At 32.6% G+C, this 23,245-nt stretch carries 14 protein-coding genes; 2 read left to right on the top strand and 12 right to left on the bottom strand.

The genetic code is table 11. The features are described from left to right. The first annotated feature begins 91 nt into the window (after positions 1-91). Positions 92-406, top strand: a complete 315-nt coding sequence (locus LNQ49_RS03480; RefSeq protein WP_229987331.1) for a GIY-YIG nuclease family protein — start codon at positions 92-94, stop codon at positions 404-406. Positions 407-474: 68 nt separating this feature from the next. On the opposite strand, the gene LNQ49_RS03485 is transcribed toward LNQ49_RS03480, so the two are convergent. From LNQ49_RS03485 to LNQ49_RS03540, 12 genes are all read right to left on the bottom strand, one after another. Beyond that, positions 475-1,725, bottom strand: coding sequence for a DUF3754 domain-containing protein (locus LNQ49_RS03485; RefSeq protein WP_229987332.1), 1,251 nt, complete (start codon positions 1,723-1,725; stop codon positions 475-477). A 269-nt stretch (positions 1,726-1,994) separates the two neighbouring features. Then, positions 1,995-2,996, bottom strand: a complete 1,002-nt coding sequence (locus LNQ49_RS03490; RefSeq protein WP_229987333.1) for an isoaspartyl peptidase/L-asparaginase family protein — start codon at positions 2,994-2,996, stop codon at positions 1,995-1,997. A gap of 149 nt (positions 2,997-3,145) precedes the next feature. After that, positions 3,146-4,048: an ROK family protein gene (locus LNQ49_RS03495; protein WP_229987334.1), complete on the bottom strand. Its 903-nt coding sequence runs from the start codon at positions 4,046-4,048 to the stop codon at positions 3,146-3,148. A 177-nt stretch (positions 4,049-4,225) separates the two neighbouring features. Further along, positions 4,226-5,686 carry a glycoside hydrolase family 125 protein gene (locus LNQ49_RS03500; protein ID WP_229987335.1) on the bottom strand — a complete coding sequence of 487 codons (1,461 nt, stop codon included), beginning with the start codon at positions 5,684-5,686 and terminating at the stop codon, positions 4,226-4,228. Between the two features lie 4 nt (positions 5,687-5,690). Continuing rightward, entirely contained in the window at positions 5,691-7,976 is a 2,286-nt protein-coding gene (locus LNQ49_RS03505) for a GH92 family glycosyl hydrolase (RefSeq protein WP_229987336.1), read from the bottom strand. Between the two features lie 95 nt (positions 7,977-8,071). Further along, positions 8,072-10,348, bottom strand: a complete 2,277-nt coding sequence (locus tag LNQ49_RS03510; protein ID WP_229987337.1) for a GH92 family glycosyl hydrolase — start codon at positions 10,346-10,348, stop codon at positions 8,072-8,074. A 98-nt stretch (positions 10,349-10,446) separates the two neighbouring features. After that, positions 10,447-12,438 (bottom strand): beta-mannosidase, encoded by a 1,992-nt coding sequence (locus tag LNQ49_RS03515; RefSeq protein WP_229987338.1) that lies wholly within the window; start codon positions 12,436-12,438, stop codon positions 10,447-10,449. Positions 12,439-12,943: 505 nt separating this feature from the next. Beyond that, entirely contained in the window at positions 12,944-14,461 is a 1,518-nt protein-coding gene (locus tag LNQ49_RS03520) for a SusD/RagB family nutrient-binding outer membrane lipoprotein (protein WP_229987339.1), read from the bottom strand. Positions 14,462-14,477: 16 nt separating this feature from the next. Continuing rightward, a complete protein-coding gene (locus LNQ49_RS03525; RefSeq protein ID WP_229987340.1) occupies positions 14,478-17,570 on the bottom strand; it encodes a SusC/RagA family TonB-linked outer membrane protein in 3,093 nt (1,030 codons plus the stop codon). Between the two features lie 371 nt (positions 17,571-17,941). After that, the gene (locus LNQ49_RS03530) at positions 17,942-18,952 is read right to left on the bottom strand and encodes a LacI family DNA-binding transcriptional regulator (protein WP_229987341.1); all 1,011 of its coding nucleotides are present in this window, start codon (positions 18,950-18,952) and stop codon (positions 17,942-17,944) included. Between the two features lie 335 nt (positions 18,953-19,287). Then, positions 19,288-20,256 (bottom strand): type I phosphomannose isomerase catalytic subunit, encoded by a 969-nt coding sequence (locus LNQ49_RS03535; RefSeq protein ID WP_229987342.1) that lies wholly within the window; start codon positions 20,254-20,256, stop codon positions 19,288-19,290. A gap of 236 nt (positions 20,257-20,492) precedes the next feature. Then, a complete protein-coding gene (locus LNQ49_RS03540) occupies positions 20,493-22,595 on the bottom strand; it encodes a glycoside hydrolase family 97 protein (protein WP_229987343.1) in 2,103 nt (700 codons plus the stop codon). A 175-nt stretch (positions 22,596-22,770) separates the two neighbouring features. Here LNQ49_RS03540 and LNQ49_RS03545 point away from each other — a divergent pair, with 175 nt between their 5' ends. Continuing rightward, positions 22,771-23,217 (top strand): DUF6769 family protein, encoded by a 447-nt coding sequence (locus LNQ49_RS03545; RefSeq protein ID WP_229987344.1) that lies wholly within the window; start codon positions 22,771-22,773, stop codon positions 23,215-23,217. The last annotated feature ends 28 nt before the right edge of the window (positions 23,218-23,245 follow it).

Here is a 23,245-nt window from a genome sequence, read left to right on the forward strand (position 1 = left end):
ACTATACAAACCTAGTTTATGAAAAGTTAACAATTAAATAAATTGTAAGTTTTAACTTTCTTTATTTAAAATATCATATTAACTTAGCCTAATGCAAATACATGAAGGATATCACACATATTATATTTATATAATCACAAATAAAGCAAAAACAGTTTTATATATTGGTGTAACCAATAACTTAAAAATAAGACTAGGACAACATAAAAAAAACATATTAGTCGGTAATAAAACTTTTGCCTCAAAGTATAATGTCCAATTTTTGCTTTACTTCGAAAAATTCACATGGATTCAACTAGCTATTGCAAGAGAAAAAGAAATAAAAGGATGGAAAAGAGATAAAAAAATACAACTTATAAAATCAATCAACCCCGATCTAAATTTCTTAGATTTTCTATTTGAATAATCCAAAAAAACAATTACACCCAATACATTCTCAAACTTACTTCCCTATAAATACAAATTATCAATCACTTAACCAATAGAAACCTCAGCACCTTTCTGATTGTAGTCAAAAATAGTATCCCATAATTCATCAATTGTAACAAGAGCTTTCTCTAATGAGATGACTTCCCATTTTCCGTTTTTTTCTATACCTAGCCCAATACTTTTTAATTTCAACAAAGCATCATTTACATCAAAATCCAGTTCTGTATCTAACTTTGTTTTAAACCAAGATTCAATCTGATTATCGAGTTCTTCAGCTGTCAAAGGATTTTTACTTCTATTCAAAAATACATAAGCTAGAATAGTCTCCTTTAATATTTCTTCTTCTGAAGAGTTCAATAAAGAATAAAACACACCACTATTATTTCCTACATTCTTAAAATAAAGACTATCTGAAAGCATCTTAGAATACTTAATCTTTTTATTTACAAAATTACTGTACTGACGAAATAAGTAAGCAGACAATACTCCTAATGCAATTAAACCTTGATTAAGCGATGTTTTGCTATTTAATAAATCTATCGCTTCTCCCGATTGGTATGCTCCATACATACCTATTAATGCAGGAATAACAGTTGTACTCAATAACGAAACACCTCCAAAAATACCTGGAACCCATAATAATAATTTATCACTAGTCGACATCATAGGAATCGCATTAGGAAAAATCGTTTCGAGGTCATTTTTAGGAACACGCTTAAATATTTTTAAAACTACTGTTCCGGGATCAATAGGTCCTTTTCCTAATTTTACTTTTTTCTCACTAAGATAATCCGCATCATTATAATTTAGATAAATCATAACACGATCATAGTATTCTATCTCTATTTCTTTCTTCCAGAAAATAAATTTAGTTACCGTTTCTTTTGCCTTGTGATGTCCTCTAACATACAATTCATAATCTTTAAAAGCATTAAAATCTATAGCAAGATTCAAACCTATTAAATCCGATTCTTTAAAAGCTTCATCTAAAGTTTCCTTATCAATACGAGTATAATTACCATCGGCTAAAACTGTTTTAAGTGTTTCTTTAAAAACACCAAAGTCACTTTTACCGATAAATCCTTCTCGCTCTTTTGAGCTTAAATCAGGATCAAATAAAGCATAGTTTTGTTTTAGATTACGATTAAGATTAAAAGCTTCATAATGGTAATAATGTTCGATGATATCGAAGAGCTTATTAAAATCATTAACTCTTTTTTTGTCTTCTGGGAAAGAGTTTATTTGTTGCTCGAGTAAGAACTCCTTATTAAAAGGAATATAATGTTCTTGCTTCATATTGTATTCTGGGGGCTAAAATTTATTGATACTTTTGATTCTAAGGCACCAAAGATACAAGGCTTTTATTTAACCTAAAAGATTAGTAAGACAAAGGTTTAAAAGAATTTTGTTCACATAAAAACAATCATACTATTCTCTTTATAACACTAAAAAAGCAACCGTTATCTGATTTTAATGTCAAAAAATAAAAAATGCGCAAAAGTCAAAAGACTATTACGCATTACAAAACAATTAACTCATTACAAGTTAACTAAATAAAATCTTGCTTACTTCAAGAAGTAATCAGCATCAATTAAACGATTTCCTGTATCGTCATAAACTGCATAATTAAAACCACCCTGAATACAGTAAGAACCATACTCTCCTGCTTTGTTCAAGGCAATAAATCCTACCTGAATATCCTTTAGTTCTTTATTTCTGTTCTTGGTTAGCTTAACAATTCTAGCTACTGCTTCTTCGCAAGCGCTTTGAGGTGATTTTCCTTGTCGCATCAGTTCTACAACTAGATGACAACCTGAAATTCTAATTACTTCCTCGCCATGCCCTGTAGCCGTTGCCGCTCCTATTTCATTATCAACATACAAACCTGCTCCAATAATTGGTGAATCTCCAACACGTCCATGCATTTTAAAAGCCATTCCGCTTGTTGTACAGGCTCCCGAAAGATTTCCGTTGGCATCCAGAGCTATCATCCCTATCGTATCGTGATTTTCAATATTAGCAATGGGTTTATACTGACTGTCTTTTAACCATTCTTTCCATTCTTTCTCTGACTCAGCTGTTAATAGGTTTTCTTTTTTAAAACCTTGCTCTAAAGCAAATTGCAAAGCTCCATCTCCAACCAACATCACGTGTGGTGTTTTTTCCATTACTGCTCTTGCTACCGAAATTGGATGTTTTATATATTCTAAACATGCTACAGAGCCAATATTAGCATTTTCATCCATAATGCAAGCATCCAATGTTACACGTCCGTCTCTATCTGGGCGCCCTCCATATCCAACACTTCTTTCTTTTGGATCACCTTCAGGAATTTTAACTCCTGCCTCTACTGCATCTACAGCACTGCCTTTATTTTTTAAAACTTTCCAAGCAGCTTCATTAGCAGGAATCCCAAACTTCCATGTAGAAAGCACAATGGGCTTCTTTACTTTCTTGGATACAATTATTTTTTCTTCTTCAGAATCTGTATTAAAAGATTGCAATGCCACCGCTACCGAAGCGATTGCTGCCGTTTTTATAAAATTTCTACGATTGGAGTTTGTCATATTAAATAAAAATTAAACTACATAAGTGATATAAAGACATTTAAGTTAGACTATCAAAACCTCATGAGAGTCCTACTTTTTATTATTAACCATAAAATACATTTAAACTATAATAAGCAATCTAAAACATTAAAGTCTGTTGCTAAAAACTACGCTTTGTAAAGCAAACTTGTAGCTCCTAATAAAGCTGCTTTTTCATTATCTGTAGAAATAGAAACATCAACATTTCTTCCCGCTTCTTTTATTTTTTTGTTGAAAGACGGCAAGAAAAATTCACTGGCATTTGCAATCTTTCCTCCTATAATAAAACTATCTACTGAGAAATTCTCAAACCACGGACTAACTATTGTAGCCAAATCTTCACCCATTTCTTCAAACACTCTTACCGCCAATGTATCTCCAGCTTTAGCTAGATTAAAAAGTTCTAAACCATTGTTTAGTTTTTTTCCGCTTAAAGCGAAATAACCGGCTATAAGTCCACGTGCAGAAACATAATCTTCAGCTATCCCCTCTTTATATGGAAGATCATATATTTCACCATCTTTTGGTACTAAATCGCCTGTACTAATTGACTCTCCTTTATCAATAAAACAAGCGCCAAGGCCTGTGCCAAGTGTAATTGCCATTACTTTTTTAGAAAGGTTATCTACATCTTTAAAAACTTCCCCTTTTCCAAAACAAACCGCATCATTCTCAAACAAAATCGGGAAATCACTTGAAAGATTAAGTTTATCTTTAAATAAATCTCTAACGTTTAATCCATAAAAGTGTTCGTACTTGGATTGTCCTTTTATCCAACAAACTCCATTTGCATAATCAAACGGACCAGGCATACAAACCGCTAACCCAGTTGTTTTTTCCACCTTCGAACTTTCTATAGAGCTAGTAATTGCTTTTTCCCAAATAGACATAACTTCTTCCACCGGCATATTTGAATCAAATGATTCTTTATGCACAGAAAAGTCAATCACTTTCATACCTACTATATCTATGACTGCTGCGGTAATATGTGTGCCTCCAATGTCTAATCCAACGGCATATTCTTTATTCATTCTTTTATATTTTGAATCATTAAGGGAATTATCAAACAAGAAGATTTAATTCTAGTTCATACTCAACACGTTTTTAAAACGAGTTAGGCGTAATAGATAATTCTCTTAATGATGTATTTTTTAGTTTTTAGTTTTTTTATTTCTTGCAGAAAAATCAGCAGTGTTTTTTATTTAATTCTAGATGTTTTTATCTTTCAAAATTTGTGGATAATGAATACTTGTGTGTACTATCATTTCTCCAAAAAGTGTATTCGCCCAAGCAAACCATTTTCGAGTAAACTTAGTAACATCGTCTTTATGGAAAGACTCATGCATGAATCCTGTATCGGCATTTGTTTTTATCAAATTACTAATACACATTTTTATCTCTTTCTCATCAACACTCGTAATCGCTCTCAACACAATACTCATCGGCCAGATCGTATCTGTTCCAGTGTGTGGTCCTCCAATTCCTTCACCTGCTTTTCCTTTGTAAAAAAACGGATTATTATCAGATAGTACTACTTTTCGTGTATTAAGATAAAGTGAACTATCTGGTGCTATAGCTCCTAAATAAGGCAATGATAATAACGATGGTACGTTGGCATCATCCATCATATGAAAACTTCCATATCCGTTTACTTCAAAAGCAATAATTTTTCCAAATTTAGGGTGTTCTATGATTCCATTTTCTTCTAATCCTTTCTGAACCTGTTCTTGTAATTCTTTTGCTTTAGCAACCAAATCATTGTCTTTTAATGCTGGTAAAGAAAAGATTTCGATAAGATATCCTAGCACCTCTATAGCAAACATATTACTTGGAATCAAATATCCAAACAAAGTACTATCATCACTTGGTCTAAAAGTTGAAACAATTAATCCACATGGTTTTACTGGATAGCCATAACCTGACAATGGAACTCCATCGGTAGCCCAAGCTGTAACTCGCTGGAAGTTATATGGTCCTTTATCATGCATTCTTTGTTGCTCCTTGAATGTTTGCAACACCAAAAGCATCGCTTCTTTCCATTTGCTATCAAACAAGCTTATATCTCCCGTTTCTTTCCAATATCCATGTGCTAATCGGATTGGGTAGCATAAACTGTCTATTTCCCATTTGCGCTCGTGTATACCCGGTTGCATTTTGGTCATATCATTCTTCCACTCACTTACTTGTGCAAAATCTTTATAAAAAGCGTTTGCATAAGGATCTAGCAAAATACATTTTGTTTGGCGGTTGATTACTCCTTTTACCAATTCTGCCAGTTTTTTATCTTCTTTTACAAACGGAATATACGGCCATATTTGTGCTGTACTATCACGTAGCCACATTGCATCAATATCTCCTGTAATTACATATGTATCTGGTTTTCCATCAATGATTTCAAAATCAACTGTAGTATCTAATGTATTTGGGAAACAGTTCTCAAATAACCAAGCTAGTTCTGGATTTGCAATTTGTTTTTTGATTCTTACAATTGCTGCTTCGACCGCTTTACTAGTAAATTTTCTTTCGGTCAATGGCGGTCTTTTGGTAATAAAATCTTTCACAGTAAAATTAAAACCGTCTGATTGAAGTGCAAAAACATCCGTTTGAAGAGCCATTAATCCTGCTGATAAAATTCCTGTATTTTTTATAAATTTTCTACGTGATTGCATAGTATTATTTTGAGGTTGAATAAGAATATGGATAGGCACTTGTCGAAGTTCCTCTTTGTAAATTAGGTTGGTTGCTCATTTCAAAATTTAGTTCACCACCTTTTAACACATCAAAATGGTTAATATAATTTTTCGTATGAGTTGAGTTGTTCCATTTTAATTCCTGAACATATTTGTTGGTTTCTGAATTGTTTGGTGCATTTATAATAAGCTGTTTCCCATTTTCTAACTGCAATGTTACTTTCTTAAATAATGGTGCTCCAAGAACATATTCGTCTGTTCCAGGACAAACTGGATAGAATCCCATTGCCGAGAAAACATACCAAGCCGAAGTTTGCCCATTGTCCTCATCTCCACAATAACCATCTGGAGTTGGTTTATACAAACGATTCATTACTTCTCTTGACCAATATTGTGTTTTCCAAGGCTCACCCGCATAATTATATAAATAAATCATGTGCTGAATAGGCTGATTTCCGTGAGCATATTGCCCCATATTCATAATTTGCATTTCGCGTATTTCATGAATAACTGATCCGTAATAACTGTCATCAAAAATTGGAGGTGTTGTAAAAACAGCATCTAACTTAGCAGTGAATTTTTTCTCACCACCCATTAAATCTATCAAACCATTTATATCATGAAAAACACTCCAGCTGTAATGCCACGCATTTCCTTCGGTAAAAGCATCACCCCATTTAAACGGATTAAAATTTTTAGGAAAGCTTCCGTCTTTGTTTCTACCGCTCATCAAACCAATTTCTGGATTATAAAGATTCTTATAATTCATCATTCGTTTTTCGAATAAACTGATTTCTTTTTCTGGACGATTTAAAGCTTTTGCTAACTTCCAAATAGTAAAATCATCGTATGCATATTCTAATGTTCTAGCAGCATTCTCATTAATTCTTACATCATAAGGAACATAACCTAAAGTATTATAATATTCTACTCCTTTTCTTCCCACAGCATCCATTGGACCTTCATTATTCGCACCGTGTAACAAAGCTTCATACAATTTGTTGATGTCATATCCTCTCAATCCTTTTATATATGCATCAGACACTACTGATGCCGAATTATTTCCAACCATTACATTTCTAAACCCAGGACTTGACCACTCAGGCAAAAAACCACCTTCTTTGTAATCGTTGATCAATCCTTCTTGCATTTCTTTATTTATAGAAGGATACATTAAATTAAGTAAAGGATATAAGGCACGGAAAGTGTCCCAAAATCCTGTTCCTGCATACATATACCCTGGTAATACTTTGCCATTATAAGGACTATAATGTATAATTTTTCCTTTAGCATCTATTTCATATTGCTTTTGTGGAAAGCAAACAGTACGGTATAAACAAGAATAAAAAGTCTTTAACTGTTCTTCACTACCTCCGTCTACAATTAATTTTCCTAGAATTTTATTCCATTCTTGTTTTGATTCAGTTACAGTTTCATCAAAAGTTGCTGTTCCTAATTCATTCTTCAAATTCAATTCTGCCTGCTCTAAACTAATAAATGAAGAAGCAACTCTTACATTTATTTTTTCTCCTCTTTTTGTTTTAAAACCTACTACTGCACCTACATGATTGCCTTTTAACTCTATTTTAGCTTTTTCTAAAACTTTATCATGCCAAGTGTAATTTGTTTCAAATGGTTTATCAAATTGCAGTACAAAATAGTTTTTAAAATTATTCGGGACTCCACCGCTATTACGTGTAGTATATCCTATAATTTTATTCTCTGATGGAATTATTTTAACATAAGAACCTTTATCAAATGCGTCAATTACAATTGACGATTGCTCATTTTCTGGGAATGTAATCTGAAAATGCGCTGCTCTTTCTGTAGCCGTAATCTCTGTTGTAACATCATAATCGGCTAGATAAACACTATAATAATACGGTTTAGAAACCTCCGCTTTATGGCTAAACCAACTGCCTCTTTCGTTTTCTGTAAAAGTTAACTTTCCAGTTACTGGCATAATAGAAAACTGTCCGTAATCATTCATCCAAGGGGAAGGCTGATGTGTTTGTTTGAATCCTCTAATCTTTTCGGCTGTATAAACATACGCCCATCCATCGCCCATTTTTCCTGTTTGCGGTGTCCAGAAATTCATTCCCCAAGGCCTACAAATCGCAGGATAGGTGTTTCCGTTAGAAAGATTAGACAACGATTGTGTCCCCATTAATGGGTTAACATATTCTACAGGATCTAAAGTTTTAACTTGTGCATTTACAAAAACGCAGCATTGTAATAACCCTAAAAAAATTAAACTCTTTATTTTCATAACTTTTATGTAAAATGTATATTGTAATATGTGAAATGTAAAATGTAAACTGTGAGATGTAAACTGCAACTGAATACAGAATACAGACAACCTCCTTAAAGTGGTCTATCAGCTTTGCTTACTCCAAAAGTTGTTGATGGCTTACTTCCCATATACAATTTTAATTCACCTCCTTTTACAATCATATCATGTGTAATATATGATTTTGTATATGGTTTCCCATTATACTCTGCTTTCTGGATATAGATATTTGTTTTACTATTATCTATTGCTTTTAATGTAAATGAAATATCTTCTTTATGATGTATAGTAGCACTATTTACCAATGGACTTCCTAAAACATAAATTCCATTTGCTGGATTTACTGAATAGAATCCCATTGCTGAGAATATATACCAAGCCGACATTTGACCTAAATCTTCGTTTCCGCATAATCCATCTGGTTTTGTAGAATAAAACTTCTCATCGATTTCACGGATTAATTTTGCTGTTTTCCAAGGTTGTCCTGCGTATGCATACAGATATGGAATGTGGTGATTTGGCTCATTACCTTGTGCATATTGCCCTATCAATCCACTAATATCTGGAGAAATCTCTTCTCCTTCTACCTTATCAGTTATTAGAAATAATGAATCCAACTTAGCTAAAAATTTATCTTCACTTCCAAATAATTCTATTAAACCATAAGGATCTTGAGGAACCAGCCAAGTATATTGCCATGCATTTCCTTCTACATAATCATCTTTACGATGTGCAGATGAAAGTGGATTGAAAGGAGTTCTCCAATTTCCGTTTGTTAATTTCCCTCTCATGAATGTTGTTTCTTTATCAAAATAAAGTTTGTACAAATTGGCTCTTTTTGAAAAATACTCATAATCATCGGTCTTGCTCAATGCTTTAGCCATTAATGCGATACAATAATCATCAATAGCATATTCTAAAGCGTTACCAACTGACTCTAACAATTTATCAGCAGGAATATATTCTAATTTTTGAACATAATCCATTCCCTCACGGGTTTGCATTGCTGTTTTTTTGATCGCTTCATAAGCCAATGTTACATCGTAATCTCTATATCCTTTCATGTAGGCATCTACAATTACAGCGATAGAGTGATTTCCATTCATTGTGTTGGTTTCATTCCCCATTAAATGCCAAACTGGTAATCGCCCTTGTTGCTCATAGATTGCCAAAAATGATTTAACAATATCATTGATTTTATCAGGTTGTGTAATAGTGTACAAAGGATGTAATGCTCGGTAAGTATCCCAAAGTGAAAAAGTAGTGTAATTTGTAAAACCTGCTTTTTCATATACTTTTTTGTCTGTTCCTCTATAATCTCCGTTTACATCACTGAAGATTGAAGGTGCAAACATGGTATGATACAGTGCTGTATAAAAAACTTTCGTTGTTTTATCGTCTGCTTTTATTTGAATTTTATTTAATTCTTTATTCCATTTTGAAGTCGCTTCTTTTACTACCGCATTAAAATCCCAATGTGGAATTTCGGCTTTAATATTTGCTGCAGCATTTTCATAACTTACTGGAGAAATTCCCACTTTTACTAAGACTTGTTTGTTCTTTAGCGTTGCAAAATCCAAAACAGCTTTCATTCTCACTGCTTCACCTTCGCTTCCTGCAACTGCTGTCGTGTTATCATACAACGCCATGTTAGCAATTGGTTCTGAAAATTCCATTGTAAAATAAATACGTTGATCAGTAGCCCAACCTGCAGAATATCTATATCCTACTAGTGTATTATCATTTATTTTTTTTATAAACGTTTTTACTGGTTTGTCCCATCCCACACCATCAGCAAGGTCTAACAACACATGTGAATCGGTTGTAGAATTAAATGTGTATTTATGAAAACCAACTCTTTCGCTAGTAGTTAACTCCGCTTTAATTTTATATTTATCAAGAAAAACACTGTAATACCCCGGTTTACTTACTTCATTTTTATGAGAGAAATAAGAACCGTACCCTGTTACCATATCTTCTTTTGTTCCTTTCGTAAGTGGTACTTTTCCCGATACTGGCAATAACAGGATATCATTTAAATCTCCAATTCCAGTACCACTTAAATGCGTATGTGTAAATCCTAATATGGTATTACTTGCATAATTATATCCACTACACCAATCCCAACCTTCAAAAACATTTACTGGTCCTAACTGTACTGCTCCAAAAGGAACATTGGCACCCACAAATACGTGTCCGTGACCTGCAGATCCTATCAATGGATCTACATATTTTGTATAATCTAAATTACTTCCCTTTGTTTTCTTTCCTTGCGAAATTGCAGGTTGGCTAAAAAATATGCTTAAAGCGAAAATTCCGCTAAAAACTATTTTGTTATATTTTGTAATCATTTTTTTTGTTTTAGTTGCTAAGGTTCTGAGGTACTAAGGTTCTGAGATAATTTAAACATGAAAATCTTAGAACCTTAGCAACTTAGTCACTCAGAATCTTATTTGTATTTATTCAAGACATCATATAGAGAAAAAACGTTAATCTCTGGCTTGGTTATTTTACCTTCAAAAGAGATCGTTTTTTCTTCTCCCGACTCCAAGTCAATATAATTATCACTCCATTTTCCTGTATATCCTTTTATAGAAACATAAACATACTTAGCCGTTTTTGAAGCTTTTAAAGTCAATTTATTCCCTTTTACTTCCCAAGTAATTTTTGGATCTTCAAGTTTTAAATCTATTGGACGTTTAAGGTCTATTTTAGGTGTTACATCATCACGATAGGCTTCTTTCATTGCGTACCAAGCTGCTTTTGGCTGACGATCATAATAATCAGTAACACTCCAACTTGCTACTGGCCAACAATCATTAAGTTGCCAAACCAATGTTCCCATATTATAAGGTGCTTTGGAACGATGAATTCCGATAATATTTTTAAGCGAATAATATTGCAAACACTGAGTGAGATAGGTATAATCCTCAACATTCATTTTTTTTATTTTTGTCGAATCAATAAAATATCGATTTAGATAAGAATCTAATTTTATAAACCCTTTCCCTGCTTTTTGGTGCGCTTGTAAAATATCTGAATACAAGTATCGATCTTCTGGTAAAGTAATTTTTTCAATCGAAGAATAATTCGGCATAGCTTGCATTCCGTACTCACTAACAAAACGACCCGTTTTTTTCTGAACAGCCTCGATATCTTCTAATCCCCACCAAGTTCCCCAATAATGGCTATCTCCTTCTGTAAGGCTCTTTTCTTTTGACCAGTGAAATAAAGGTGAAGAACTTATATATGGGCGTTTGTTATCAACTTCTTTTACCCATTTTGGAATACTATCCTGAAACAAGCGAACGTAATCATGCCACAAACGTGTTGAATCTTGTTTTGACATTTTCATACTTTTTTGCCATCCCCAATTCTTGAATGCTTCGTCTGCTTCATTGTTACCACACCATAAAACAATACTTGGATGATGACGTAAGCGCTTTACTTGGTATTGAACTTCTTCTTTTACATTATCAAAAAAAGCTTTATCTCCTGGTACCATTGTTCCGGCAAACATAAAATCCTGCCAAACATTAATACCGTATTTATCGCATAGATCATAAAAATAATCATCTTCATAAATTCCTCCACCCCAAACACGCAGCATATTCATATTAGCATCCTTGGCCATACCAATTACCTTTTCGTACTCTTTTTTGGTAACTCTAGAAAGAAATGCATCCGAAGGAATATAATTAGCTCCTTTCATATACACTGGTTTTCCATCTATTTTAAAATAGAATGATTTACCTAGGCTATCAGGTTGTTGTACCAATTCAATCTTACGATTAAGTACATATGGTTTTTCAGGAGCTTTTTTATCGTAAGCTTCCAATCGTGGTATTTTCCATATCCCACAAGTAGTAAATTTTGGTCCCCAATCCCATCCAAAATGGTATTGCGCTTTACGTACATACGCACGCGGATTATCTGGAATTACAAATGGTAAATCTTTTTTTGCTAATGAGTCAACAACATTTTGTGCCGATTGAAAAACGATTACCAAATCATTACTTCCTGATTTGATGATTTTTTTCACATCTACTCGCCATTGACGGAACATATTATCTGCTTTTAAAACCAGTTGATTGTTCAAGTAGACAGTTGCATAGGTATCTAATCCGTCAAAAACCAGTTCTGTATTTTTTTTATTAAAAGTTGCTGGTGTTACCTGAAAAGTAGTTTTATATTCCCAATCTTTCTTTTCTATCCATTCTAGTTTTTTCTCATTGTCTCTATAAAATGGATCTGGTATTAATTTGTTATTCAACAAATCGGTATGTATTTCACCTGGAACTGTAGCTGGATACCATTTTGCAGTTTTTATTTCGCGGTATTGCCACCCCTTTTGTATATCAATATTTTGAGCACTTACTGCAAAAGAAAAATTTGCAAGACAAATACCGACAAACCAATAAAAGCTTTTTTTACATTTCATTTTTACTGAGTAATAAAATTATTATTTAGGCCTAATTTTTAAGTCTTTTTTGTAAAGAGCAATGAATTATTTATCGTTGGCAGTAGGAGAAGGAAAATTGTTTGTACAACTATTTCCTTCTCTTTTTTAGGTTTTTATATCCCAGAATAAGAGTAACTAACAAAAATATCTAGACATATTTTCCTTTTTACAGCTGCCGAACTTAAACTTGTTTGCACCATCTTTACAATATATTGCAAGAGAAGTTTTTTTATTTTAAGAAATCTATTTATTCAATACAAAAATCTACAACCAATGTCATTAGATTCTTAAGTTATACTGAAAGTAATTCCATTTTTTTCAGCAAAAGCAATTGTGCTGTTTGCGAAAAAAAAGGTACTAAAAAACAATATATTAACCTCTTTATAACAAATGTTTTTTTTTATAAAATCAAAATAGAAACTTAAAAATAAGCCGGGAGATTGCATCCTACCCGACTTATTTTAACTTACCTCACCAAAATTAATTATTGTTTATCCCACCAAATTCTAGTTGTCATTAAATCCAACCCTTGGCGTTGTATTGCTGCTTTATAATTAGCACCATTTGTTATCAATTCCGATTGATCGTATATTAATCTTCTTGGAATTGTACCATTTGTTTCTCCCAAAGGATCATCAACAGGAACTAAAACAGGATATCCAGTTCTTCTGTACTCTGAGAATGCCTCAAAACCATTAAACAATAAGACAATCCATTTTTGAGTTATAATTTGTTCGATTTTTTGTGCCTCTGTACCAGCAGTTTTAAATGGATAAGCAGTAATATAATTACTATATTCTGACGTTGAAACGGCAGGTACTTTATCTCCGAAAATAGTTAAAACTTGCATTGCTGCTTTTACACCATCTTCATAATGTTGCTGTGCTGAACCTGAAACATTCCATCCTTTTACAGCTGCTTCTGCCAATAAAAATTGCACTTCAGCATAAGACATAATTAATGTAGGTGCATCTAAACGCAATACTGTTGAAGTATTTGGGTCTGAGAACAATTTTTTATCTCCACCTGGGAATTCTTTTGCATCATTTGCAAGTCCTTGTTGACTAGCAGGATTATTATCTCCTGAAGCTTCAAGTTTTGCATAAATTCTTAAACGTGGATCATTAGTATTTTTCAATAAATCTATAAAAGTTTTACTGTATTTAATATTAGCTTCTCCTCCATTTAGGTCATTTCTAACCCAAGAAGATGTAATAGGATTTGTTCTAACTCCTTGTGGACTTGGATCATGTTTTAATACTGTACTATCATCATTAGAGCTAAAAACTCCTTTAGCAGCAGCTTTTTCAACAAATTCTTTCGATTTTGCAGGATCTACTTTAGACAAACGCATCGCTACTCTTAACATTAATGAGTTTGCAAACTTCTTCCATTTTGCTACATCACTTTGATAAAATAAATCGGCAGCACCTACAAAAGGTTTACTAGCATCTAATGCATTACCAGCCTCATCCAACTCTTTTAATAAATCATTGTAAATAGCTTGTTGTGTGTCATATCTTGGAGCAAAAACATTTCCGTTATATCCTTTACCAGCTTCAAAATATGGAATCTCTCCATAGGTATCTGTCAGTTTCTGAAACATAAAAACTTTCATGATTCTACAAGCCTGAATCATATTCGAATTTTCTGGAGTGTCTGGTAAAACTGACATCAACTGAAAAATCTGATTCAATCCCTTGCCATATGATTCTCCAAATAAAGAACCTGAATACTCTGATGAGTATGTATATTTTGAACCTGGTCCACCTAATGAAGAAAATTGTTGTACTATTTGAGCAGCATATCCATTGTTCCCTCTTGTGTTAGAATAATCTTGTCCGTCGATATAAATCTCAGCAAGGGTAAACATTGATTTTGGTGCTGGATCTGTTAAAGCATTAGGATTCTTATTCAATTCTTCGAATCCGTTATCGCATGCAGTTAATGTCATTGCACTAACAATTGCGATACAAAATATTTTGATATATTTATTTTTCATCTTTCGATTTTTATTATTAGAATTTGACATTAAGAGTTACTCCATAGTTTCTTGTCAAAGGCATAGATGCTCTCTCAAGTCCTTGCGCATTGCTATTAGAATAATTCGACTCTGGGTCAATATTTGGTGTTTTGCTATAAATTGTCCATAAATTATGAGCAGAAAATGCCAAACTAACAGATTGAAATGGCGAATGTGCTAAATATGATTTCGGTAGGTTATAACTTAAAGATACCGATCTAAGTTTAATAAAGTCTGCATCATAAACAAAGTTTGATGTTACATCGCTATAACTTCTCCAATAATCGTAAGCTGAAACATTTTCATTTACTGGATTTCCTAAAAGATCTTTACCAGATACTGCAATTCCTCCTTCACGACCTTCAAGTGTCTTATCTGATAATCCATAACGTGTTCCTAACTGGTTTGTAGCTGAATAGATTTCACCTCCAAATTTAGCATCTACAAAAACAGAAAGTGTTAAGTTTTTATATGTAAAATCATTTGAAAGTCCCATTGATGTAGGAGCGACTCCCTGTCCAGCAATAATTAAATCACCTCTCATAAACTTACCATCTGAACCAATCACGATGTTTCCTTTAGCGTCTCTCAAATAATCGTATGCTTTGATTACACCAAATGGTTGTCCTTTTTCTAAAACTACTGATGCTCTTGAATCTCTATTCCCTTCTAATGTTTTTGTATTTATTTTATCAGAAAGACTAACTACTTCACTGTTATTGTAAGCAAAGTTATAACCAACGCTCCAACTGAAGTTCTCCGTTTTTACAGCTTTTACATTCACTGCAAACTCCACTCCTTTATTTACAATTTCTCCTACGTTAATTTTCGTAGTTCTATAACCTGAAGATTGTGAAATATCAGCATCAGTAATATCATTAGTTGTTCTTTTTTGATAAAAAGTCAAATCTGTGCTAATTCTATTATTGAAGAAAGTATTTTCGAAACCAAATTCGATTGTACTTACATTATACGGTTTCAAGAATTTATTTGGAACTGTTTCTCCATTAACTCCAAGAATTGGTTGCCCTTGTGCTTCAGTTTGTCCATCTGGCGCAGTATAAGTTAAAGCTAATGCATAAGCATCTGGTAATGCTCCCCCTACGTTACCCCAACCTGCTCTAATTTTACCATATGACAACCACTCTGGTAAAGTGAATAACTCTGAATAAACAAAACTTGTACTTACAGATGGATAAAAAGTACTGTTATTTGCTGGATTTAAAGTTGAGAACCAATCTTCACGACCTGTTACATTTAAATATAAGAAGTTTTTATAGCCTAAATCCGCAGAATAGAAAAGAGAGTTTACTTCACTTTCAGAATACAATTTCTCAGTTTTATCAGGCATTGTATTTCCATAAAAATATTTAAATGGTACAATAAAGTTGTTTCCTTTCATTTTGATACCGCTAAATCTGTTATGCTGACGGTTTCCTCCAATAAAAGCATCCAATGAAAAATCTTTACCTAAATCTCCTTTATATCCTAAATAACCAGAAGCGTTTACCTCTGTACGATTCTCAATTCTATTTTCAAAAGATCCACCCGGATTATAATTAATTCCAGTAGGTTCAATTTCAGTATACTCATAATTAATATCATCAATACCAATTACTGCCTTAGCGTAAATTTTATCTGTAATGTTATAATTTACTTTGGCAGAACCAATAAAACGTTTTCTAAGATCCTCATTTAATGTTTCTTGTGTAGCAAAATATGGATTAGTTTGGTATGTATTTGCTCCAAAATAATCTGCTTCACCTCCATTTGCATCATATCCATTATTTAACCATCTAATATCACTTCCTGGAGTTAAAAATGTAGTAGGAAATGAAGCATTTCTAGGTGAATCATTTAAATAAGGTCTGTTACGACTTTTTTCAGAGATATATTGTGCATTAGTCTCAATACTTATTTTTTCGTTTACAGCTGAATTCAAACTTAAAGCAACATTACTTCTTCCGAATTTTGTACCAGGTAAGATTGACTCATCTTTAGTATTACCAAATGACAATCTGAAATTTGTATTCTCATTTCCTCCTGATATTGCCAAAGTATTACTGAAAGAAAATCCTGTTCTATAAAAATTATCCACATTGTCTTTACCATAAGCTTGGTAAGGTCGCGTTTGCCCATCCAAAGAAAGAGAAGGTGTTCCATCATATTTATCTCCCCAAGCAAAGTAGTAACTATCTCTAAGTTCTTGTAAATTGCCAAATCTTGTTGCAACGCCACCTACTGGTGCTCCTGCTCCATATTGATCTTGCCATTTTAAAAGACTTACTGGAGTATTAAATGTAGAGTTTGTACTAAAATCAACTCCAATTCCTTTTCCTGCTTTACCTTTTTTAGTTGTAATTAAGATAACTCCATTTGAGCCTCTATATCCATAAAGTGCCGATGCAGCACTACCTTTTAATACTGACATAGATGCAATATCATCTGGGTTGAATGAAGACATACCGTCTCCTTTATCTGCTCCACCCCACATATTAGCATTTCCTTGTTGGCTATTATCAATAGGAATACCGTCTACTACATACAAAGGTTGGTTAAGTCCTGATGCCGAAGTTGCCCCACGAATTACTACACGGCTAGATCCTGATGGTCCTGTAACCGGTGCAGACACATTTACCCCTGCAATTTTCCCTTGAAGTGCATTCCCAAGGTTAATTTCTTTGGTTTTTGTTAGGTCATCTCCTTTTATTTCTCCAACTGCATATCCCAAGCTTTTCTTTTGTTTTTTTACTCCAAATGAAGTAATCACAACATCTTTTAACTCTTCTACGCTTGAAGATAATACTATAGTGATATTCTTTTCATTCTCACTAACTTCAATATATTTTGTAATAAATCCAATAGAAGATACAGTTAAACTAACTTTCCCTTCTGGAATTGTCATAGAGAAACGCCCCTCAGAATCGGTTATAGTACTAATAGATTTTCCTTTTACCTTAATAGTTGCAGAAACTATTCCTTTGTTATCTGCATCTGCTGCTACTATGCCTGTTAATGGTCGATTTTGTGCCACAGCCCCTAAACTGCATAACATTATCATCCCTAACACTGCTAAAATTTGTTTCATAAGCTTTTGTTTTTGGTTTATTTGTTTTGATTTTTGTTTGTGTTTGACTTGTTTGTTTTTAAAATATTAATAAAAAATATGAACTCAATTTTAATACAACACACATTGACTTAGTCATGAATGTCAGCTATTTCCGAAAAAACAATCCTTCTCGGATATTTTAAGAAATCGATATAGTCAACTATTTAAAAAAAACTAATTAATCTTCTATTTCATCAATTAAAACTCACTAAAACGTTTTAGTAAAAAGAGTTAAAAAACGTAACAGAATATCAATTTCACCAAATAATCCTTACTAAAACGATTTAGTAAAAAGAATAAAAAAAAACTAAAGTTTCCCTTCATTCTTTTCTTTCAATGGCATTCTTATATTACACCGATTCTCTTATTATTAAATTTCCTTTTTTAAGTATCCCCTCTACAGTAAAAGGCTTAATCCCTGTCATTTGACTCATTAATAATTTTATTGCATTTTCGGCTATGTCTTTTATTGGCTGAGCAATTACAGATATGGTTGGTGTATGCAATCTAAAGCTATCATGATCATCAAAACTAATAATCGAAATATCTTCTGGAATTCTAAACTTCAAACCTCTAAAAGCTTGAAGACCTGCTAACCCCATATAATTTGCCAAAAATAAAACCGCATCAATCTTTGGGTTCTTTTTAACAAAATCTAATATATCAGCAATTTTGCTCTCCTCGCTACTATTATAATCCATATGAAGCACAAGTGAATCGTCATAAATCCCCACTTCTTTTAAAGCGTCTCTATATCCGTCTTCTCTGAGTTTCATCTGAATCATTCCTGAATTAGTATTCACTACAGCAATATTCTTTCGGCCTTTATTTAGCAAAAATTTGGTTGCTGAATGTGAGCCTTCGTAATTATCCATAACAACATGACTCACTTTTTGACCTGGAAAATACCTATCTATTAATACAACTGGTTTTTGTAATTTTAATAGTAGGTCAATACTTTTTTCCAGTTTTTCAGTTGGCGTAATTATAAACCCATCAACATTTGCCTGCAAAAGACTATGAATTAATTCTTCAGAACGTTCATCGTCACCACCCGTACTACAATAAAAAACTCTATAATCAATACGCTTAGCTTCATCCTCAATAACTCTGGCAAGATCAGCAAAGAACTGATTCGATATATCTTCAACAATAAGTCCAATAGATCTAGTCTTTCCTGTTCTAAGACTTGTAGCAATCATGCTTGGTCGATAATTAAGCTTTTCAGCAACGTCTTGCACTTTTTTAATTACTGCAGGACTAATTCCCATTTTTTCGCCTTTATCATTAATGACAAAAGATACAGTAGATATAGACACTTGCGCCTCTGTGGCAATATCCTTAATAGTAATCTTTTTCATTTAGCGAGTTAATTGTTTATTAAGTTGTTATTAATTATATCACAAATATATATAAAAATAGTTACTAAAACGATTTTGTAATTATTTTTTTGAATATATCATTATTTTAGAGCCAATTACAAGTATTATTATCAGTAATTACTGGTGTTTTACTATTAATCATTTATCCTATTTTAATGATTTCGAAAATTTGATATAAATAATCGATATTAAATTATGGTATTTATAGTTTATTCTAGATTTCTCTCAAAAAGTCGCAGAAGTGCAAAGAAAACAAATTTAAAAAATTAAAAATTACATCTTTACGTCTTTTTGAGGAAATAAAAGTCTAAAAACTATGATATAAACACTTCTAAAATAGATGCTGTACCATTTAATACAAATTCTTCCATACCAGCAGGAATTAAAACAGTATCTCCTTTTTTATATTGATAGATTACATTTTCATATCTAATTTCAAAAGCCCCTTCAATGCACATATATACTGTAAAAGTATCTCCTTTTCTAGTCACTTTAAAAACTCCATCTAACGGAATAAAATTAGTTGTAAAATAAGGGCAATCTACTACTACATTAGACTCATTTTTAATTGTTTCGTATTTCTTGTATGTGTCAACTTTATTATAATTAATAGCATCCAACGCCAAATCAACATGCAATTCTCTTTTATTTCCTTGTGCATCAACTCTATCAAAGTCATATAAACGATACGTAATATCAGATGTTTGCTGAATCTCGGCAACAACTAATCCTGCCCCAATAGCATGAACTGTTCCTGTTTCTAAAAAGAAAACGTCACCCGCTTTAACTGTTACATCGTCAAGAATAGAGATTAATGTATTATTATTTAAATGCTCAACATATTCGTCTTTACTCGAATCTTCTTTGAATCCTACAATAATCCTAGCATCAGGATCTGCTTGCATTACGTACCACATTTCGGTTTTACCAAAAGAATTATGACGCTCTTTAGCTAATGCATCATTAGGGTGCACTTGTATGGATAAATCTTCACGTGCATCCAAATATTTAAACAACAAAGGAAATTGATTCCCAAATCGATTATAAACACGGGTACCTAAAATTTCATTTGGCAATTCATCTATTAACTCCGTTAAAGATTTTCCTTTGTGCTCTCCATTTGCAACAACACTTACATCCCCTTCTACAGTAGATAATTCCCAACTCTCTCCTGTAATTTCAGAAACGATAGGTTTATTAAGAACAGTTTTTAATTTTTCGCCACCCCAAATTCTTTCTTTCAAGATAGGTTCAAATTGTAAAGGATACATTTTTGTACTCATTTTTATTGATTATTAAATATTATTAATATTGTTTTTTGCTACTATTTTTTATTGCCATAGATTAAAATGATTTTTAAAACATCCGCTCAATCTGCAAAATCTACGTGAAACTTTTTCAAGATATATTCTCGAAAAGCCACAAGCATTGCCTAAAATAGTACACGGATAAAACGGATTTTTCACTTAGGTTACTTTAGTAAATCTACATCATCTGCGTTCCATTCCACAACGAGTATTTATTTTATAGAAATAGCAACCCCTCCACTGGCTGCCAACTTTTGTTTTAATTTCGTTTTACTGTTTACAACAACTTTACGAATGTTATATGATTGTGGATTCGTTTTATAATCAGCTGTTTTTCCATCTTCATAAATAATTGCTTCATACGATTTTCCTTTAGGTAGAAAACTAAAATCAATTATAGCAGTACGTGGGTTTTCATCTGTAATTCCACCAACAAACCATTCTTGTTTTCCTTTCGTTTTTCTTGCAATCGTAATATAATCTCCTGGTTCAGCTTCAAGAACATAGGTATCATCCCAATCTAGCGCCACATCTTTAATAAACTGAAACGCATCTTTAAAACGCAGGTAGTTTTCGGGTAAATCGGCTGCCATTTGCAACGGACTATACATCGTAACATATAATGCTAATTGCTTTGCAAGTGTTGTGCTAAGTTTATTTTTTTTGGATCCATATACTGATAAATCACCTTGAAAGATTCCTGGCGTATAATCCATCGGACCTCCCATTAAACGTGTAAAAGGCAAAATTGTAGTATGATCTGGATGAATTCCTTCCATAGATTCAAACTCAGTTCCTCTAGCCGATTCTTGAGCAAACCAGTTAGGATAAGTACGATTCAAACCAGTAGGGCGAACTGCCTCATGTGAATTCACCATAATTTTATGTTTTGCAGCTTCACGAGCCACATACGTATAATGATTGACCATTACTTGCCCATCATGATGCTCTCCTCTTGGAATAATAGGTCCAACATATCCAGTCTTTACAGCATTATAATTATTATCTACCATAAAGTTTAATGCATCGTTTAATTGACGTTCATATTCAGCAGTCGAAGAAGTGGTCTCATGATGCATTACGATTTTTACATTCTTTTTACTTGCATAATCACTCAGCTCTTTTACATCAAAGTCAGGATAGGCTTTTGAGAAACTGTAAATGCGTTCTTTCTTAAAGGCAGTATTGTCTTCCCAACCTTCGTTCCATCCTTCAACCAAAACAGCATCGAAGCCATTTGCTGAAGCAAAATCAATATATTCTTTTACATGCTTAGTATTAGCACCATGCGTGTTATTAGGCTTTAATTTAGAAAAATCAGTAGTCCCAATAACTACATCTTGATTGTTTGAATAGGCCCAAGTCGATCCACCTCCTGTAAAATATTCCCACCAAACACCAATATATTTAACTGGTTTAATCCAAGAAGTATCTTCAAAACTACATGGCTCATTAAGATTTAAAATCATCTTTGAAGCCAAAATGTCTTTTGGTTGATCACTCACAACAATAGTTCGCCAAGGCGTAAAACTCCCTGTTTGAATGTATCCTTTGTTTCCTAATGCATCAGGAACAAGATGGGAACTCAGTGAATATGTTTTATCATCAACATTAAGACACATTGCAGGATAATTTTTCAAAGCTGCTTCATGAATATTTATATAAAGCCCTTCATTGGTCTTTATCATTAAAGGAGTTTGTGTTGCTAGATTTTTAATTGGTGCTTGCGCAGCTAAAGGAACGTGAATTGCATCATATACTAGAGATTGCATCTCCGATATTTTGGATGTAGTGTAACTATACTCATTAGTATCATAATCTCCCGGAATCCAAAAAAGTTTATGATCCCCTGTAAGATTAAATTCAGTTGTTTCCTCTTGAATAATAAAATGACGCAAATTATCTTGAACAGGAAATTCATATCTAAATCCCAAACCATCATTAAACAAACGGAAATAAATCGATATTTTACGCTTGCTTTTATCTTGAATCAGCTCTGCTTTTAATTCAGTATATTGATTCAGTATTACTTTTTGTTCACCTAAGACAGGGTTCCAATTACTGTTTTCTGATTGGAACTTGGTAGCAACAATTTCAAATCCCTTATTCAGCATTATATCTGATCTTAAAACAAAGCCTAATTTACTTTCTTTTATCACTTCTTTATTCTTATAATTTAAAGAATAAATAGGAGTTCCTGCTGCATTTAAAGAGAACATTAAAGTTAAATTTCCATTGGGAGATTTTAGTACTTGTGCATTTAAAAACGTATTTGAAACAACAATAAAAAAACAGATAAAGAATATTTTTTTCATAAACTAAGAATATTAGAAGAATTGCTAAATCGATTTAGTAAAAATAATAAAAAATGTTACACCTGCACACTTAATCTAAAATTTATGATTTTTAAACAAACATAAAGCTGAATAATCCCGAATATCACATTAAAAAACAACAACTTAACAACTATTCTTATATCAAAACAAAAGCATGAATTCAATAAAAATGAAATCAATGCTAAATGTTTACAAAAAAATTAACAACTACAAAAGCCAAGAAAAAGTATCTTTGCCATCAACTATGACAAAAAAGTTTTACATATTGCTACTCCTAACGTTTGGTTTCCTAATGGGACCAACGCTTACTTATGCACATGGAACAAAAAAAGAAATGTCATGTTGTAAAAAAGAATCTACAGTAAAAGACTGTTGCAAGAAAAAAGATTCTAATAAAAAAGAACACAACTGCGATACTAGTTGTATGAGTAACTCTTGTGGTTGCCCAACAGCATATTGTGGTTTTACTTCTTTGGCTTATTTCGAAACAGAAAACAACTCTCTTTTTAGTTTTTCTGATAGAAAGCAAAATTATTTTTATTCAGAAATCTTTATTTCTTCAGATTTCCGTTCTATCTGGCTTCCACCTAAAATAAGCTAGATTCATTTCCTGACAGCCATAAGTCAGT

This window comes from Flavobacterium pisciphilum (assembly GCF_020905345.1).
Classification (GTDB): domain Bacteria; phylum Bacteroidota; class Bacteroidia; order Flavobacteriales; family Flavobacteriaceae; genus Flavobacterium; species Flavobacterium pisciphilum.

Coding starts and splice junctions, on each gene's coding strand:
- LNQ49_RS03545 (WP_229987344.1), top strand. CDS start 22,771: ATGAATTCAATAAAAATGAAATCAATGCTAAATGTTTACAAAAAAATT.
- LNQ49_RS03485 (WP_229987332.1), bottom strand. CDS start 1,725: ATGAAGCAAGAACATTATATTCCTTTTAATAAGGAGTTCTTACTCGAG.
- LNQ49_RS03520 (WP_229987339.1), bottom strand. CDS start 14,461: ATGAAAAATAAATATATCAAAATATTTTGTATCGCAATTGTTAGTGCA.
- LNQ49_RS03530 (WP_229987341.1), bottom strand. CDS start 18,952: ATGAAAAAGATTACTATTAAGGATATTGCCACAGAGGCGCAAGTGTCT.
- LNQ49_RS03490 (WP_229987333.1), bottom strand. CDS start 2,996: ATGACAAACTCCAATCGTAGAAATTTTATAAAAACGGCAGCAATCGCT.
- LNQ49_RS03515 (WP_229987338.1), bottom strand. CDS start 12,438: ATGAAATGTAAAAAAAGCTTTTATTGGTTTGTCGGTATTTGTCTTGCA.
- LNQ49_RS03525 (WP_229987340.1), bottom strand. CDS start 17,570: ATGAAACAAATTTTAGCAGTGTTAGGGATGATAATGTTATGCAGTTTA.
- LNQ49_RS03505 (WP_229987336.1), bottom strand. CDS start 7,976: ATGAAAATAAAGAGTTTAATTTTTTTAGGGTTATTACAATGCTGCGTT.
- LNQ49_RS03540 (WP_229987343.1), bottom strand. CDS start 22,595: ATGAAAAAAATATTCTTTATCTGTTTTTTTATTGTTGTTTCAAATACG.
- LNQ49_RS03500 (WP_229987335.1), bottom strand. CDS start 5,686: ATGCAATCACGTAGAAAATTTATAAAAAATACAGGAATTTTATCAGCA.
- LNQ49_RS03535 (WP_229987342.1), bottom strand. CDS start 20,256: ATGAGTACAAAAATGTATCCTTTACAATTTGAACCTATCTTGAAAGAA.
- LNQ49_RS03495 (WP_229987334.1), bottom strand. CDS start 4,048: ATGAATAAAGAATATGCCGTTGGATTAGACATTGGAGGCACACATATT.
- LNQ49_RS03480 (WP_229987331.1), top strand. CDS start 92: ATGCAAATACATGAAGGATATCACACATATTATATTTATATAATCACA.
- LNQ49_RS03510 (WP_229987337.1), bottom strand. CDS start 10,348: ATGATTACAAAATATAACAAAATAGTTTTTAGCGGAATTTTCGCTTTA.